The sequence below is a fragment of the Synechococcus sp. RedBA-s genome, assembly GCF_024345495.1.
In the GTDB taxonomy this organism is placed as follows: Bacteria; Cyanobacteriota; Cyanobacteriia; order PCC-6307; family Cyanobiaceae; genus Regnicoccus_A.
Genome location: NZ_JAGQBF010000007.1, coordinates 1 through 15,861 on the forward strand (window position 1 = coordinate 1; position 15,861 = coordinate 15,861).

Genomic DNA, 15,861 nt, shown 5'->3' on the forward strand with positions numbered 1-15,861 from the left:
TGAACTCGGGGCTGTGCGTGCGGCGTTTGCTCAACTCCTTCGGAGAAGGCGTCGCCAACGGTGGGAGCCCCTTCTCAGGGGCGGTGCCCCGCCTCAGAGGTTAACGATGGGGCCTGTCCAGAAAAGCCAGTCCACCTCAGACTGGGTCAGCGAAGGTCGCCACGTGCTGCGCTTTCGCCCAACCCACTGGGAGTGCCACGTTCAGCGGCTGGAGGATGTCCCTGAGCGCAACTCCACGCGATAGTACGAGCGAACTACTCCTCTCTCCATGGACGGCTGGCTCCAGGAGTCCAGTGGCCGCAACGTCCTCCGCTTCCACCGTGACCACACTGCCCGCTACGAGGCCTACGTCTTCATCGACCGAGGGGAGCCGATTGCCGGTCAGCCAGCCCTCCTGAAGCGGCGAGAGAGGCTCTCCCGTAAACGAGCGATCGAGCACTGGCAGAAGCTTCTCCAGGCGGGCTGGAGGCGGGTGGAAGCGCAGTGGTAGCTCAGATCACCCCATCAGGTCTGGTGCGGTCAAGCACCGCAAGCAGCTCCTCCAGAACCTGCCTCAGAGATAAACGGCGAGGCTTTTCAGAGAACAGATTATGCCTCAACCTGCCCCTACTTCTCTTTCATTGCAGTGCATCAGAGAACGATCTCCCCATGGCTGATACCGCAGCCTGGCTCATGGGTGAACACCGTAACGTCACCGTCCTGAGAAACCACTAAGCCGATGGCACCCGGTTGGCTGGCGATGGCACCCGCCATGGATCGATGCCGATTGCCTCGGGTCTCCAGAAAAGTGGCGAGTGGTTCGGGAAGAGGGTTGTGGAATGAGGACAATTTGGCACTGAATCCTCTGATCCCGAAGTCTGTTCCCAAGATCGTGGCACCATCGGCTTCTGTGAGATCCGAGCAGTGTTGGCAGGCGTTATCAAGTGAAGCAAGTGTGGAGCGTAGTGCAGGCCTCACCTGCTCGCTGGCGTAGTGCTTGCCAGCTGTCGAAAATCTGCAATTAGTCTCAATACTCTTGGGCGTTCCCGTGAACAGTTGGCGAGAGATTGCTTCCAGTCTGAGCATTAGGACGAGCTGATCAAAGATCTGTGAATCCGGGCTCTTGTACCAACGCCCCCCGTGAACCAGCTTGTCTGTTTTGCATGATTCCGGCAGGAGGAGTACAGCACCGCCGCGTCGTGCCTTAAGCATTTTTCTGGCAATGCTCTCCAGGGTCTGGTCGTAGAGCCTGCAAGCAGATCTGTTGATGATAGATCGGGTTTCGGCATCTTGAAGTGTCCAGTCATGAAGGGTGACCTGTGCCTGAGGCTGTTCACCATGAAGAAGAAGCGGATCCCGACTCTCTTTTGGGTTGCAGACTTCATGAATAAGTCTCTCAGTCTCTCGCACAAGAGGTAGGCCAGTAAAGCCAGGTGAACGCTCATATATCTCGCCTCGCCTGAACACTGCCTTGGACTCTCCAATGGTTAGCGAGACGATGCCAGGAGCCTCAACATCCACCACGACCGACGGCTGATAGAGCTGGGGAGGCGGCACTGTAGATCGAGGCCTAGGCGCAGTTCCAATGATTGCTGGGAAAGACCCGTCTGCCTTAGTGGCTGCGATGACCAAGCAATGACTTTCAGGTCGGAATGCAGCACTGATAGCCTGGAGTTGTTTAGGTGTGAGTTCGATTTTTGTTGAGAACCGCTGTACGGGCCTCATGCGCTGGTGGTCCAGGTCGAAAGCCAATGCAAAGCGTATGGTTCTGCCCTCGTACTGAAAGAGACTTGCCTTGTAAGCAATGTCCAAGGTCTGCTTGATTGTGGCTTGGGCCTTGCTGTCAACAAAACGCCCAATCAGAGCCTGTATCGATGATGCTGAAAGAAGCGAATCGACCCTAGCCATTCCCATCACTTGACTTGCGGAGTTAGAAGCGATGCTGTTCTTAGAATGGTGGGCATCTGCAGAGATGCATGATCTTGCCTCCTCCAAGGCCCTTGCGCCATGTCGCCAATGCAACCGGCTTCGAAGGGCTGCCACCACCTGTTGCGGCGCCTCCAGGTCGGTGCTGGTGATCCCTGCGGGGTCTTCCTGCATCTGGTTGGCGGCCTTGACCAGCATCTGAACCACGCGATCGCGGGGACGGGTGGTGATCGACGGGTTTACTGCTTGCTGAATACCCACCGCTTCGGGGGTGTTCGACATCGCACAGTTGGGGGGTTCCGCTTGCTGAAGCTTCTCCAGGCGAGCTGGAGACGCGTGGAGCCGCAGTGGTAGATCAGATCACCCCATCAGGTCTGGTGCGGTCAAGCACCGCAAGCAGCTCCTCCAGCACCCGCCTCACGGCTGGCCCCTGCAGGCCTGACCGTGATCGAAGACCTCCGTCCTGGCGCAGCCCCTGGCCCTCTGGCGGGGCTCCGCCGACGCTCAGCAGCCATCGCTGGTCCCCTGGTGCTGAACGGCGGTCGAGCGGGGAACACTCTCAGCTGTCGCCACTGATGACCATGGCCCGCCGTCGCCTGAAGCCACGCCTCAGCCCCGATGATCTGGCCTTCCTGGAGTGGCTCAAGCCGATCATGTTGGAGATCAAGAGAGATGAGCTGGAGCACCGAATGGGCCTGCCCTACCCGGCACTCCGCCGCCCCATCTGAGCCCCTGCTCCCAGGACAGATATTCAGCCCCCTGGAGCCCCGCTGGTGATTACGGCATCAGGCAAAAGTTCCAACACCGCCTGCGTCGACCGTGAGGGTGCCAACGGCAAAGCTGAAGAGTCCACCATTGGCGCCACCGATGGACTCAAAGCCGGTGACGTTCATATCAATACCACCAGATGTGATGATCCCCCCGCTGATTTCGTATTCGCCTGCACCGAACAGAATCTTGTCTTTTCCAGTATCACCGAAGAAATTGCCACTCCCGAAGCCCTTGAGGGTGTCGTTTCCAGTGCCGAGGTTCGTGGTTCCATCTCCGGCGAAGCCCCCTTGAAGAGCGTTGATGGTGTCGTTGCCAGCGCCGGTATTGATCGTGCCGAAGTTGACGATGTCGATTTTGGTGCCAGCGCCGGTGATGCTGTCGTTGCCGGCGCCTGTATCGATTGTGCCGATGCTGACGATGCCGAAGGTGCCGGTGCCGGTGATGCTGTCGTTGCCGGCACCGGTATCGATCGTGACGCCGTTCTCGATGCCGGTGCCGTTGCCGATACCGGTGCCGATACCGGTGCCGATACCGGTGCCGATGATACTGTCGTTGCCGGCGCCGGTATTGATCGTGCCGTCGTTGACGATGCCTATGTTGCCGTCGACGCCGCTGCCTGTGATGGTGTCGTTGCCGGCGCCGGTATTGATCGTGCCGAAGTTGTCGATGCCGTTGTCGTCGACGCCGCTGCCTGTGATGGTGTCGTTGCCGTCACCAGTATTGATCGTGCCGCGGTTTGCGATGCCGGAGAAGACGCTTCCGCTACTTGTGATGGTGTCGTTGCCGTTGAGAGAGTCTACTACTACGCCGGATTGAACCACCCAGTCTTCATTGGATTCAGCCAAGTCTGATTCATTGGTGAACGGAAAGATACCAAGATTCGCCATGTCGTGTGCATCTGAATTGATTCCGGCATAATCTAGGCGCTGAGCGATTGGCGTCCGTCCTGCAAGGGGCGCTCTGGACGGATCGGGTGCTGCTCAACGCCATGGCCGGTCTGGCTGACCTGCTCTCACCACAGGTACGCATGAGCCCCAGGGCCCTGCCGGTGAGACTGCTCCACCGCCAGGGCTGATTAAGGGCATTCCTTTCGTTCATTGGCGAAGCCGCTACCGCTGGTGGTGCGCTGTTGCTGAGATGCTGCGGACGCCGCATGGCGCCGTCTGATACAGATGCGCCGCTTAGCGCGAACTGCATTCTTCTTCGAGCCAGGCGGGCAGGTCACCTGCTGGTGGTGAAAGAGGCAGCAGTGGTGGTCATCGATCAACCCTCCGCCGATGACGAGCGGGTGCGGCGCTCGATGTCAGCCAGGCCACGGCAGGTGCCGATCACCTCGTCGTCATCCCATCGGCAGCCGCTGCAGGCGTCAACGGCGGCGTGCCGCTGCGCGATCTGGAGGCCCAGCGCCTGGATGGCGACGGTCTGCTCGACAAGCTTTTCGGCCAGGTAGCGCAGCAGCGCATCCATGTCATCTGGCTTTGGCGTCGGCTCTGGTGTGGCGTGCTGGTAGTCAATGGTCGGGTGGTGGTGGTGATGACGGGCTTTGGTGCGGCGGAAGCGTCAGCCGTATTGATCAGGACTGGTCTTCGTCGAGTGATGCCAGGGCGGCGGTGATCGCTTCGCGGTGACGGTCCTGCAGCTCCACCCGCTCGCTGATGGACCCGTCAAACAACTCCTCGTAGATCACCGCCAGGCGGACACGGGCCACGTTCGGGCTGATGGCGTCCATCTCCACCACCGACTCCTGGGCAGCGCTGAAGCCGAACCGCTCCAGCCATTTCGCGGTGCGGGTGTCGTTGGGGTTGGGTGCCCGCAGGGCCACGGCAGGGCCGAGCCGGTGCAGGTCATCAAGGTTGACCAACTCACGGCGGATGCTGAGCTGGCCCCAGAGCGCCCCATCAAGAACGCTGTTTGCCTCGGTAAGTAAAGCCGCGGCACCATCTGGGGTGGCCAGCCGCTCATCGGAGAAGTCGTCCAGCAGGTAGTCCCCCCGGTGCCGGCGGATCAGGTGCTGGCACAGCTCCACCTGAGCGGCGCGGGACCAGTCGCACCCGGAGGGGTCGAAGTCGGCGCAGACGATCAGCTGGATGTTCTGGCCGGTGTCCAGCCACTCGCTGATTGTTTCCGCTGCGGACCAGAGCTGGCTGGACGAGCCGAACCCCTTGGTGGCCAAGATGTCCACGCCGAACTCGATGCCGTGGTGGCGATAGACGGGGATCTGCCCGACCTTTTCCAGCAGCACCAGCGGGCGCACCGCCTGCCCCTCCCAGATGTCGAGCCGGTAATACTGCGGTGCGACTTAAGCAAAGCCGGCCGGGGCGTACCAGCGGGCGACGCTGTAGTCAGGACGGGACTCGTCCACGATCCACGACCAGGGGATGACCCCCTCCACCCGGAGGGTGAGCGCTTCGTGCTGGACGAAGCCGTAGCTCCGCCTGGAGCGGTTGGAGTCCTTCGTGATGAAGGGCAGGGCGGTGCTGATGACCGCCTGGTAGTAGAGGCCACGCACCGTGAGGGGCCGCAGCTCTTTTGCCAGGTCAAACAGCACCGCCCTGAGCAGTTCACGCTGCTGGGGTGTGAGCTTGGTCCCAGAGGCGCGGCGGGCCTTAGACGGCTTCGGCGCCGGGGGACAGGTGGCGCTCACTTGCCGGCCTCGATGCGCCGGAGCACCATGGCCAGGATTCGCTGCTCATCCCTGGCCAGGGTCTTTCTGTCCGCACGTCGAATTGCTCGCTGTAGACGGGCAGGTTCAGTGCCTCGGCGACGGCTCCCGGAATGCACAAGAGGTCAAGCTCCCAGAGCCGGAGCGGCTGCTCGGACTCCTGGATCGAGATCATGGCCTCACGTTCCTGCTGGTGGCGCTGGTCGATCCGGGACTTACTGACGACCAGATGCTGGAACATCCGGCGGAGAGTGACGACGGCGGACTTGGGCAGCACCACGGACGTGCTGGCTGAAAGCGGCTTCTGAGTGGTGGCGCTCACTTGACGGCCTCCACCAGGGCAGCGGTGTGCTGCTGGTCGTACACCTCAGCTGGCTTGCGGCGTCGGGTCTTCTTGGCCGCCAGCTCCAGCAGGGCCTCGCGAACACGCGGCACTGAATAGAACTGCTGGCCGCCGTCACTGCCCACCGCATAGAAGTGGTGGCCGGGGCGGAGGACGCCTTGCGTCTTCAGCTTGTGGATCTGCCGCTCGGATGGCCCGACGGCTGCAGAAAGCTCAGCGATCGGCACCCAGGGGGAACCTGGCTCAATGCTCATCTCTCACGCAGACCCCTGGAATCAGAAGGTCAGGGGTGGCTGCGTGAGGGTGTGTGCTAGCGGGTGACGTTGCTTGCTGAAAAAGGTAGCAGCAGCGCAAGCGGCTGCAAAGGATCGCCGGGCGATGACGCGGGCAAGACCGCTGCCCCTACGGCTGTGTTGCCCGCGTATTGCCCGCGCTGCTGGCGGCCAATCCCTGAGATGTCAATCGGGGCGAAAGGATTCCAGCCTGCAGCCAAGTGCTGACTGAGGATCCGATCAGTCGTTGAGCAGATCGAAGATGGCCTTCTGCAGATCTTTCGACTGCTCCAGTTGATCGAACACCCAGGCCATCGCCGTGGCTGGTTCCTTGAATCCCAGCTCGGCGCAGAGCCGTTGGATGATGGCCGAATGCTCCTCGTACAGAGCGAGATCACTGACCCGATGCACGCTGAGGTGCCGTGTGATCAACGATCCGGTGGTGAGTTCTGAAGCCTCCATGGCTACGGCCGCTCTAGCCTCAACGGGGCAGCAGACACTCTAGTTCCCGCAGCCGTTGCTCCAGAGCCTCGATTTTCTCCAGGTAGGTGAGGGCCAGGGCCATACCGGGGGGGTTGAGCCCGAAGGTGTCCCTCAGCTTCACCGCCCGCCGCGCCTGGTGGACCGCCCGCGCCTGGAAACTCCAGCCCGCGACGCCATCGCTGGTTTCAAAGACGCCGAACTCGACCAGCTCCACCAGCTCCTCCTGGGCCAGACCCGAAGCCGCCAGCAGCTCGGCCGATTCCACCGGAGCCTCGGCGTCCACCAGGATCAGAAGATCGTCAGCCACGGGTCGTCCCTCCGGTGAACTGCGGACGGGGCTGGAAGGAGGACTCCGTCGCCAACTCACGATAGAGCTCCTGTTCGCGCTCGCTGAACTCCTTGGGCATCACGAGCTGCAGCACACCATAAAGATCGCCGCCCCCTCCGCCACGCATCGGCAGTCCCTTGCCAGCGAGCCGCAGTTTCTGACCCGCCTGCGCGCCAGGTTTCACCGTCACCCGCACGCGGCCATCGAGGGTGGGCAGCTCGATCTCTGCGCCGAGAGCCGCCTCCCAGGGGGTCACCGGCAGCTCCAGGTAAAGGTCATGACCCACAGGCCGGAACAGCGGGTGCGGCAGCAGCTGGATGTGGATGTACACATCCCCGTCGGGGCCCCCACCACTGCCGGGGCCGCCGCGTCCCGGAATGCGCAGCCGCTCGCCGTCGGTCACACCCATGGGCACACGGATGCGCACGTTCCCACCCGGCCGCTCCAGGGTCACCTGGGTGCCGCGAGCGACCTCGTCGAGCGTCAGCCGGGCCACGACCTCCAAGTCCTGACCGCGGATCGGGAACTCCGCGCCTCCCGCCTGGCGCCGCCGCTGCGAGGTGCGGAATCCCATCTGCTCGAACAGCTCCGAGAGGTCCACCTCCTGGTGGGCCTGGCCCTGCCAGAAGCGGGCGTCCCACTCCGGAGGTGGCCGGAACTCCTCGCCGGGGTGATGGCGGCCCAGACCGTCGTAGGCCTGGCGCTTCTCCGGATCGGAGAGGGTCTCGTACGCCTCGCTGATCTCCTTGAAGCGATCCTCGGCGCCCGGCTCCTTGGAGATGTCGGGGTGGTACTGGCGGGCCAGGCGCCGGTAGGCCTTCTTGATCTCCTCGTCTCTCTCTCCCCGCTCGATGCCGAGGGTCTCGTAGTAGTCCTTGAACTTCATCGGGCCTTGGCACCGGAGGCTGCAGGGCGGGCGAAAGCGCCGAGTGGGTTGGCGCTTCCGCCGCAGAGCCCTGGTCGCCATCCTCCCGCGCGGCCTGCAAGGTCGGGCGATCGGCCATGGCACTCGCCAGGGTGGAGTCCGATCCGCCAGGGCCGCCATCCATGCGCGACTTCTGCGTTCTCTATGAACAGCTCGACCGCAGCGCCGGCACCGGTGCCAGGGTGGCTGCCCTGGAGGCCTATCTGCACGCGGTGGATCCCGCCGATGGGGCCTGGGCGGTCACCCTGCTGCTCGGCAAGAGGCGCAAGCGGATGATCACCGGCAGGCGGCTGCGGGAGATCGCCCTGGCCGCCTCGAATCTGCCGGAATGGCTGTTCGACGACTGCCATGCCCAGGTGGGCGACAGCGCCGAGACGATCGCCCTGTTGCTGCCGCAGCTGGCCCTGGCAGGGACCGAGACGGTCGAGCGTCCCCTGGCCGCGTGGATGGGGGAGCGGCTGCCGGCGATCGCGGCGCTGGAGCCCGCCGCCCAGGCCCGGGCCGTGCTGAACGCCTGGGCCTCCCTTCCCGCAGGCCAGGCGTTCCTGTTCAACAAGCTGCTCACCGGGGGCCTGCGGGTAGGGGTGTCCACCGGGCTGGTCACCCGGGCTCTGGCGCGGGTGGCGGGGCTGGAGGAGGCCGAAATCGCCCAGCGCCTGATGGGGGGCTTCGAGCCCACGGCCGACGCCTTCCACGGCCTGCTCGCCCCTGCGGCGGAAGGGGCGGCGGTGCCGGCAAGCCGGCCCTTTCCCTTCTTCCTGGCCAGTCCCCTCGATCCGGCCCAGCTGGAGGGCTGGGATCCCAGCCACTGGCGGGCGGAGTGGAAGTGGGATGGCATCCGCGGCCAGCTGATCCGCCGCGCCGGCACCAGCTTTCTCTGGAGCCGCGGCGAGGAGCTGGTGAACGAGAGCTTTCCCGAGCTGGTGAGCCTGGGGGAGGCCCTACCGGAGGGCACCGTCCTCGACGGCGAAGTGATCGTCTGGGATCCCGGCGAGGAGCGGCCCCACGGCTTCGCGACCCTGCAGCGGCGGCTGGGCCGCAGGAGCGTGGGAGGGAGCCTGCGCCGCCAGTGCCCGATGGCCTTCGTCGCCTACGACCTGCTCGAATCGGCCGGCGCCGACAGGCGCGACGAACCCCTGCGGCAGCGGCTGGAGCGGCTGGACGAGCTGTGCGCTGCCGTGGCCCAGGGCCATCACCCCGAGCGGCAGCGCCTGCGCGGCTCGGTGGCCGTGCCCCTGGGCAGCTGGGAGGAGCTGGAGCGGCATCGCGGCCGCGCCCGCGATGTGGGGGCCGAGGGACTCATGCTGAAACGGCTGGAGTCTCCCTACCGGGCCGGCCGCCGCCGCGGCGACTGGTGGAAGCACAAGCTCGAACCGCTCCATCTCGATGCGGTGCTGCTCTATGCCCAGGCCGGCAGCGGCCGCCGCGCCAACCTCTACACCGATTACACCTTCGGGCTGTGGAGCCACCCGCCGGGATCTGCCGGCACGACTGGCGTCACCACCGGGGAATCGGACGCGGCCGGTGGTGCACCCCAGCTCATGACCTTTGCAAAGGCCTATTCAGGCCTCGATGATGCCGAGATCGCCGAACTCGATCGCTGGATCCGCCGCCACACCATCGAGCGCTTCGGGCCAGTGCGGGCGGTGGAGCCCCTGCAGGTGTTCGAGCTGGCCTTCGAAGGTCTGCAGGCCTCGAAACGCCACAAGAGCGGCCTGGCGGTGCGCTTCCCGCGCATCTCCCGCTGGCGCCGCGACAAACCGGCGGCGGAAGCCGATTGCCTCGCCACGGCCCTGCAGCTGTTGGAGGGGCTCAACCCCCCGGGCTGAGGGTGCGGTACACCGAGCGACCATCCCCTGGTAGCAGCACCAGAGAGGCGGGATCCAGCAGGCGGCCAAGGGTCACCTCCGCCTCAGCCTCCGCGGGAGCGGGCTCAGAGCCAGGGGCCGGTGGGCGGGAGCCGGGGCTGCCTCCATCCCAGCGCTCCAGGAACAACACGAGGCCATCGGGACCCTCGTAATCACCGAAGCGGCAGCCGCTCAACCGCCTGTTCATGGCGCGGGAGGTGGAGGTGACTGACGCGCGGCCCTGCTCCTTCAGCTGATAGGTCACCCCCTCCCAGTTGATCGTTCCCGGGAAGGGCAGGGGTTGCTGATCCAGCTGCCGGGCCAGCTCAGCGGGGCCCTGCTCCAGCCAGCTCACCTCCAGCCAGTCGTCTTCGCAGACGCAGAGCCAGCGGCCCTCGCTGCCGTCGCGCAGCAGATACTCCAGCCACTGGAAGCCCTCCTCGTCGTAGAGCAGGCGGTCTTCCACCACCCAGTCACGGCCGTCGGCCTGAACGATGTCGCCAGTGCGCAGATCAAAGAGCGTTCGCTCCTGGAGCGGGGCCGCTGGGCACGGGCGTCGCTGCTGCAGCTGGCGCAGGGCCCACGCCGCCAGCAGTAGCAGCACCAGCAGAACCCAGACGCCCATGGGCACAGCCTCGGCCCGGAGCCCAACGTCCAGAGAGCATCAGCCTATCGAGCATGGCCGGGGGATCAGTCCTGACGCCAGAGCGACTGGCGCTGGTATCCATCCAGAACCGGCCGCGTCAGACGGTTCGGCAGCACAACCGCATCGCCCACCGGGCGCAGATCCCGTGGCAGCACGAACAACGTCTCCAGCTGGGCGCGATCGAACCAGCGCCCCTCAAACGGCGGGGTCGACACCTGCAGACTCCGGCCGGGGCGATGGGCCAGCACGAACCCCCACGGCCCGAAGCTGGGCACATCGACGCTGTAGGGCCGCGTGACCAGATCCAGCTCGGCCAAGGTGGCCTGGATCGAGGCCATCACCTTCGGCGTGAAGAAGGGGGTGGAGGCCTGGGTCACCAGCAAGCCGCCGGGCGCCAGCCGCCCCAGCAGGCGTCCATAGAACGTGACGCTGTAAAGCCTCGCCAGAGCAGGGCTCTCGGGGTCCGGAAAATCGGCGATCACCACGTCGTAGGGGCCCGGCAGGCGGCGCACCAGCTCGAAGGCATCTCCCACGTGGGTGTGCACCCGCGGGTCGTCGAGGCTGGCCTGGTTCAGGCGGCGCAGGAAGGGATGGGCCCGGGCCAGCTGCAGCATCTGCGGATCCAGCTCCACCAGATCAAGCCGGCGCACGCTCGGCCAACGCAGGATCTCCCGCGCCGCCAGGCCATCGCCCGCCCCCAGCAGCAGCACACGTTCAGGCTGCCCGTGCAGGGCCAGGGCCGGATGCACCAGCGCCTCGTGGTAGCGGTATTCATCCAGGCTGGAGAACTGCAGGTTCCCATCGAGGAACAGGCGCAGATCACCGCGGCGGCTGGTGAGCACGATGCGCTGATGGCGGGTCTGCAGCCTCCCCACCACCGGATCGTCGTAGAGACCATCCTCGATCCGGTTGCCGAGGGGCACCAGCGCCCAGGCGGCCAGAGCCGCCAGGGGCAGGGCGCCGCTCACCGGCCAGCGCCAGCGCCGGCAGCTGGGGAACACCCAGCACAGCACCGCACTGCTGATCAGGGGCATCATCGCCAGCAGGCCGGCAGTGGGCAGCAGGCCGAACCAGGGCAGCAGCAGCAGCGGAAAGAGCAGTGAACCCAGCAGGGCCCCGAGGTAATCCAGGGCCAGCACCCGGGCCAGGGCCTTGCGCAGGTGCTGCTGGCTCTCCAGCAGCCTGGTCAGCAGGGGCACCTCCATGCCCCCCAGCACCCCCACCAGCACGGTCACCACCACCAGGGCCAGCCAGAGCGGTCCATCGACGCTGAACAAAGCGAACAGGGCCAGCGGACCCAGCAGACAGAGCGGAGAGAGGCAGAGCTCCACCAGCAGGAACGCGCTCAGGAGCCGCTGCTGGGGCCGCTCGCCACCACCCACGTACTGGCTCAGCCAGGCCCCGAGCCCCATGGCCGCCAGGAAGGTGCCGATCACCACCCCCGTGGCCAGGGCCGCGTCGCCCAGCAGATAGCTGGCCTGGGTGACGAGCATCAATTCCAGGACCAGCCCCACGCTGGAGGAGAGTGCGGCGGTGGCCAGCAGCACCCGCACCTGCAGCGGCGAGAGGGGCGGCATGCCTACTTCGCCGTCCCGGGGCCTCGCCCCTGGAAACCAGGCCAGCTGGAGCGACCGCTGCGGGGCACCCAGAGGCCACCCCGGTAGCTGCCTCGGTAGATGACACCGCTGGATCCAGACGGCACCCCCTCCTGCCCCAACTGGAACAGGTAGGGCCGGCTGACCGCGGTGACCGTGCCCACCGTCATGGCCGAGAGGGTGAGCACCAGGATCAACGTGCGCTCGGGAGCCATCTCAGGCCTCCAGCGTCAGTACCGCCACCGGGTGGGGGCTGAGCACGCCGTCTTCCAGCACCAGCCGTATCCACTCGATCTCCCAGGGCTCGCCGCCATCGGCGATGGTTTCGGGCAGCGTCAGTCGCAACCCCAGGCTGGCGGGCTCGTCCACCTTGAGATGGAGCACCTCCTCCACCGTCAGCCAGTGGTCGCCGTCGCTGGAATGGGCCGCCACCGGCAAGACCCGCTTGAAGCCCAGGCGCGAACGGCCGAGGGCATCGCTCACCTCCAGCTGCAGCTCCGCCTGCAGCCGGGGAGAGTGGGGACCGGCGTCGCTGGAGGGACGCTCGTAGCGGGCCCTCAACGCCACACGCACCAGGCCAGGCCCCCCCAGGCGGCAGCGCAGGAGCACGCGGTGGTCTTCCAGCCGCAGCACCTTGCGCAGGCGCCAGTTGCGGTAGAGGGATCCCATGGCGATCCACGCCATCACCTGCGTCACCACGGCGGTGAACCAGAGCAGCGGTGCATTGACGCTGTGGTTGCGCACCTCCAGCCGCACCAGCAGGGGGCTCTCAAGGGGGCGTCCGGAGGTGTCGAGCAGATCCTCGAGCGTGAGCCGCAGCCGGTACATCCCCGATCGCGGCGGCCGCAGCGACAGCCGCACCCCGTCGTCGCTCTCCTCCCAGCGGCCGCTCTCTCCCCCTTCCGACCAGGTTCCGGTCTCACGCCAGCCGTCTTTGGCCAGCTCCAGCACGGTGGCCCCGCCGGCGTCGAGCAGCTCCACCCCCAAGCCCATCGAGCTGTTCACGGGCAGCTCGGCCCGCAGTTTGATCAGCGGACTGCCGAACCCGCCTGATTCCAGACGCAGGGGTTCGCTGGTGCTCGACTCCTCCGGTGCCACCGCGATCTCCTGGCGCTGGGGTCGCTCCAGCAGCGAGAGCAGCAGGAGCAGCAGAGGGATCAGGGGCAACAGCCCCAGCAGCAGCGGCCAGCGCCGCACATCTGACGGGCTAGGCCGTGAGCCGACCTGGTCCTTAGCCTGAATGGCGCTTCGGGATGCCGCCATGGTCAAACCCCTGCTCCAACTCCTGCTGACGGTCGGGTGGACCGTCGTCGGGGTCATCCTCATCTATGCGGGCCTGTTGCTGTTCGACAAGCTCTCCCCGATCGACTACCGCGCCGAGATCCGCAAGGGCAACGTGGCGGCCGGTGTGGTGCTGGGGGCCGTGATCCTGGCCATCGCCGCGGTGGTGGTGGGCATCCTCACCACCTGATCCGAGTCCCCCTGCCTTGGCCTCCCAGCCCGTTGCCCTCGAGCCGATCGAGGCCTGGTTCCGCCACAAGGGCTGGCGGCCCCTTCCGTTTCAGCGCCAGTGCTGGAAGGCCTACCTGCGCGGGCAGAGCGGTCTGATCCAGGTGCCGACCGGCGCCGGCAAAACCTATGCGGCGGTGATGGGGCCCATCGCCGCGATGCTGGCGAATCCAGGATCAGGCCTGCGCCTGCTCTATCTCACACCCCTGCGCGCCCTCAGTCGCGATCTGGGCCTGGCGATCCGGGAGCCGATCGAGGCCATGGGCTGGCCCCTGAGCCTGGGCATTCGCAACGGCGACACCGCCAGCGCTGAACGCAGCCGTCAGCTCAGGCAGCCGCCCCAGATCCTGATCACCACGCCGGAATCGCTCTCGGTACTGCTGGCGAACCGGGCGGCCCCGCAGCTGTTCGCTGGCCTCGAAGCGGTGGTGCTGGATGAATGGCACGAGCTGATGGGCAGCAAGCGCGGTACCCAGACGGAGCTGGCCCTGAGCTGGCTGCGGGGCCAGTGCCCCGGCCTGCGCACCTGGGCGATCAGCGCCACCATCGGCAACCTGGAGGAGGCCGCCCGCGCGGCGGTGGGGGTTGGCGCCAGCGAGGAGCCCCTGTTGGTGCGGGCGCGGGTGCGGCGGGGCACCGAGATCCGCAGCCTGCTGCCGGAGTCGATCGATGGCTTCCCCTGGGGGGGCCACCTGGGCCTGCGCATGTACGAGGAGCTGGTGGCGGCCCTCGATCCAGCCATCTCCACGCTCATTTTCACCAACACGCGCAATCAGTCGGAGCGCTGGCATCAATGTCTGCGCTATGCCTGCCCTGACATGGAGGGGGCGCTGGCCCTGCACCACGGCTCCATCGACCGCGGGGAGCGCGAAGCGATCGAGGCGGGGGTGAAGGCGGGGGACGTGCGCTGGGTGGTCTGCACCAGCTCCCTTGATCTGGGGGTCGATTTCCAGCCGGTGGAGCAGGTGGTGCAGATCGGCAGTGCCAAGAACCTGGCGCGGCTGCTGCAGCGGGCCGGCCGCTCGGCCCACAACCCCGGCGGCACCTCCCAGGTGCTGTTCATGCCCACCAACGCCCTGGAGCTGCTGGAGGTGTCGGCGATGCGGCGGGGACTGAGGGAGGGGCTGGTGGAAACCCGCCGGCCGCCGCTGGCGCCACTGGACGTGCTGCTACAGCACCTCACCAGCCTGGCCTGCGGGCCGGGCTTCGAGCCCGAGCAGGAGCTGCAGCGGGTGCGCAGCAGCTGGAGCTACCGCCAGCTCGATGACGCCAGCTGGCACTGGTGCCTGCGCTTCCTGGAGCACGGCGGCGACTGCCTCGGCGCCTACCCCCGCTTCCGCAAGCTGGAGCGCGAGCCCTGCTCGGCAGCGACCGCAAGGCCGGAGGCTTCGTTCCTCTACAAGGTCAACGTTCCCGCCATCGCCCGCCTGCACCGGCTCGGGATCGGCACGATCACCTCCAGCCGCTCGATCACCGTCAAGGTGGTGCGCGGCGCCAGCCTCGGCCAGGTGGAGGAGGGGTTTGTCTCACGCCTGAAGCCCGGTGATGTGTTCTTCTTTGCCGGGCGGCAGCTGGAGTTCGTGCGCCTGCGCGACATGACCGCCCTGGTGAAGGCCAGCACCCGCAAGAGCCGCACGGTGCCCGCCTGGGCCGGGGGCCAGATGGCCCTCTCCGATCTGCTCAGCGGTCATCTGCGCCGGGAAGTGCACCGCTGTGCCGGCGCTCTCCAGGCCAGCGACCAGGCTGCAGCGGCAGGCAGCGGCAACAATCAGCGCCTCGACACGCCTGAACTGCGGGCACTGGAGCCGTTGCTGCGCCGCCAGGCCGACCTCTCGCGCCTGCCCCGGGAGGATCAGTTCCTGGTGGAGGTGACCCGCAGCCGCGAGGGCAGCCATCTGTTCGCCTACCCCTTCGAGGGGCGCTTCGTGCATGAGGGTCTGGGCTTCCTCTGGGCCGGTCGGCTCACGCGCATCCAGTCGGCCACGATCACGGTGTCGGTGAACGACTACGGCTTCGAGCTGCTGGCCCCCCGCGGCTATCCCTTCGAAGCTCTCTACGAGGAGTGGAGCGAAGCCCTGCTGGATCAGAGCGAACTCGAAGCCGATCTGGAGGCTTCGATCAACCTCTCCGAACTCTGCCGCCGTCGCTTCCGCTCGATCGCCCAGATCGCCGGCCTGGTGGTGAACGGCTTCCCGGGCCAGACCAAAAGCGGCGGCCAGCTGCAGATCAGCGCCGCCCTGCTCTTTGATGTCTTCAGCCGCCATGAACCCGGCAACCGCCTGCTGCTGCAGGCCCGCCGCGAAGTGATGGACGAGCAGCTGGAACTGGGCCGCCTGCGCCAGGCCCTCGAGCGCCTCAGCCGCGCCCAGCGCCTGCTGGAGCGCACACCACGGCCGGGCCCCTTCGCCTTCCCTCTGCTGGTGGAACGCCTGAACAACCGCATGAGTAACGAGTCGGTGCTGGAGCGGGTGCAGCGGCTAGTGGCCGAAGCCAGGAAAGCCGAAGACGACAGCTGACTGTCGCCGGCTTATTGCTGCGCATCAATGTCTCCGCCTGAAGGTCTGCGGCTGAAGGT

Annotated in this window: 20 protein-coding genes; 6 read left to right on the plus strand and 14 right to left on the minus strand. The window is 66.3% G+C overall.

The genetic code is table 11. The features are described 5' to 3' along the window. Positions 1-268 precede the first annotated feature (268 nt). Positions 269-490 (plus strand): DUF1651 domain-containing protein, encoded by a 222-nt coding sequence (locus KBY67_RS03815; RefSeq protein WP_255108917.1) that lies wholly within the window; start codon positions 269-271, stop codon positions 488-490. Between the two features lie 140 nt (positions 491-630). Here KBY67_RS03815 and KBY67_RS03820 read toward each other — a convergent pair whose 3' ends face one another. Next, complete coding sequence (locus tag KBY67_RS03820; protein ID WP_255108919.1) at positions 631-2,187, minus strand: putative sensor domain DACNV-containing protein; 1,557 nt, start codon at positions 2,185-2,187, stop codon at positions 631-633. A gap of 293 nt (positions 2,188-2,480) precedes the next feature. Here KBY67_RS03820 and KBY67_RS03825 point away from each other — a divergent pair, with 293 nt between their 5' ends. Continuing rightward, a complete protein-coding gene (locus KBY67_RS03825) occupies positions 2,481-2,633 on the plus strand; it encodes a hypothetical protein (RefSeq protein ID WP_255108921.1) in 153 nt (50 codons plus the stop codon). A gap of 57 nt (positions 2,634-2,690) precedes the next feature. Here the strand turns inward: KBY67_RS03825 and KBY67_RS03830 are convergent, their stop codons facing one another. Beyond that, the gene (locus KBY67_RS03830) at positions 2,691-3,563 is read right to left on the minus strand and encodes a hypothetical protein (protein WP_255108923.1); all 873 of its coding nucleotides are present in this window, start codon (positions 3,561-3,563) and stop codon (positions 2,691-2,693) included. A gap of 47 nt (positions 3,564-3,610) precedes the next feature. Here KBY67_RS03830 and KBY67_RS03835 point away from each other — a divergent pair, with 47 nt between their 5' ends. Further along, positions 3,611-3,751: a hypothetical protein gene (locus KBY67_RS03835; RefSeq protein WP_255108925.1), complete on the plus strand. Its 141-nt coding sequence runs from the start codon at positions 3,611-3,613 to the stop codon at positions 3,749-3,751. A 188-nt stretch (positions 3,752-3,939) separates the two neighbouring features. Here KBY67_RS03835 and KBY67_RS03840 read toward each other — a convergent pair whose 3' ends face one another. From KBY67_RS03840 to KBY67_RS03875, 8 genes are all read right to left on the minus strand, one after another. Then, entirely contained in the window at positions 3,940-4,143 is a 204-nt protein-coding gene (locus tag KBY67_RS03840; protein ID WP_255108927.1) for a hypothetical protein, read from the minus strand. Positions 4,144-4,249: 106 nt separating this feature from the next. Next, the gene (locus tag KBY67_RS03845; protein WP_255108929.1) at positions 4,250-4,930 is read right to left on the minus strand and encodes a hypothetical protein; all 681 of its coding nucleotides are present in this window, start codon (positions 4,928-4,930) and stop codon (positions 4,250-4,252) included. Between the two features lie 45 nt (positions 4,931-4,975). Beyond that, positions 4,976-5,320 (minus strand): hypothetical protein, encoded by a 345-nt coding sequence (locus KBY67_RS03850; RefSeq protein WP_255108931.1) that lies wholly within the window; start codon positions 5,318-5,320, stop codon positions 4,976-4,978. Further along, entirely contained in the window at positions 5,283-5,660 is a 378-nt protein-coding gene (locus KBY67_RS03855) for a hypothetical protein (RefSeq protein ID WP_255108933.1), read from the minus strand. Before KBY67_RS03855 ends, KBY67_RS03850 begins: the two co-directional genes overlap by 38 nt. Further along, entirely contained in the window at positions 5,657-5,935 is a 279-nt protein-coding gene (locus KBY67_RS03860; RefSeq protein WP_255108935.1) for a hypothetical protein, read from the minus strand. Before KBY67_RS03860 ends, KBY67_RS03855 begins: the two co-directional genes overlap by 4 nt. A 258-nt stretch (positions 5,936-6,193) precedes the next feature. Continuing rightward, positions 6,194-6,415, minus strand: coding sequence for a hypothetical protein (locus KBY67_RS03865; RefSeq protein WP_255108937.1), 222 nt, complete (start codon positions 6,413-6,415; stop codon positions 6,194-6,196). Between the two features lie 19 nt (positions 6,416-6,434). Beyond that, positions 6,435-6,743 (minus strand): chaperone modulator CbpM, encoded by a 309-nt coding sequence (locus KBY67_RS03870; RefSeq protein WP_255108940.1) that lies wholly within the window; start codon positions 6,741-6,743, stop codon positions 6,435-6,437. Next, the gene (locus KBY67_RS03875) at positions 6,736-7,650 is read right to left on the minus strand and encodes a DnaJ C-terminal domain-containing protein (RefSeq protein WP_255108942.1); all 915 of its coding nucleotides are present in this window, start codon (positions 7,648-7,650) and stop codon (positions 6,736-6,738) included. The genes KBY67_RS03870 and KBY67_RS03875 overlap by 8 nt, the downstream gene beginning before the upstream one ends. Before the next feature lie 161 nt (positions 7,651-7,811). On the opposite strand from KBY67_RS03875, the gene KBY67_RS03880 reads away from it, so the two are divergent. Beyond that, positions 7,812-9,518, plus strand: a complete 1,707-nt coding sequence (locus KBY67_RS03880; RefSeq protein WP_255108944.1) for an ATP-dependent DNA ligase — start codon at positions 7,812-7,814, stop codon at positions 9,516-9,518. On the opposite strand, the gene KBY67_RS03885 is transcribed toward KBY67_RS03880, so the two are convergent. The 4 genes from KBY67_RS03885 to KBY67_RS03900 all read right to left on the minus strand — a co-directional run bounded on the left by KBY67_RS03885 (position 9,502) and on the right by KBY67_RS03900 (position 13,040). Further along, positions 9,502-10,161, minus strand: a complete 660-nt coding sequence (locus KBY67_RS03885; RefSeq protein ID WP_255108946.1) for a DUF4178 domain-containing protein — start codon at positions 10,159-10,161, stop codon at positions 9,502-9,504. The two genes, KBY67_RS03880 and KBY67_RS03885, sit on opposite strands and share 17 nt — an antisense overlap. Positions 10,162-10,226: 65 nt before the next feature. After that, positions 10,227-11,759 (minus strand): polyamine aminopropyltransferase, encoded by a 1,533-nt coding sequence (locus tag KBY67_RS03890; RefSeq protein ID WP_255108948.1) that lies wholly within the window; start codon positions 11,757-11,759, stop codon positions 10,227-10,229. Between the two features lie 2 nt (positions 11,760-11,761). Then, positions 11,762-11,992, minus strand: coding sequence for a hypothetical protein (locus tag KBY67_RS03895; protein WP_255108950.1), 231 nt, complete (start codon positions 11,990-11,992; stop codon positions 11,762-11,764). 1 nt (position 11,993) lies between these two features. Next, on the minus strand, positions 11,994-13,040 hold the full coding sequence (locus KBY67_RS03900) for a hypothetical protein (RefSeq protein WP_255108952.1): 1,047 nt from the start codon (positions 13,038-13,040) through the stop codon (positions 11,994-11,996). Between KBY67_RS03900 and KBY67_RS03905 the strand changes: the two genes are divergently transcribed. Then, the gene (locus KBY67_RS03905) at positions 13,039-13,248 is read left to right on the plus strand and encodes a DUF350 domain-containing protein (protein ID WP_006170691.1); all 210 of its coding nucleotides are present in this window, start codon (positions 13,039-13,041) and stop codon (positions 13,246-13,248) included. The two genes, KBY67_RS03900 and KBY67_RS03905, sit on opposite strands and share 2 nt — an antisense overlap. A gap of 16 nt (positions 13,249-13,264) precedes the next feature. Continuing rightward, a complete protein-coding gene (locus KBY67_RS03910; protein ID WP_255108958.1) occupies positions 13,265-15,802 on the plus strand; it encodes a ligase-associated DNA damage response DEXH box helicase in 2,538 nt (845 codons plus the stop codon). Positions 15,803-15,861 lie beyond the last annotated feature (59 nt).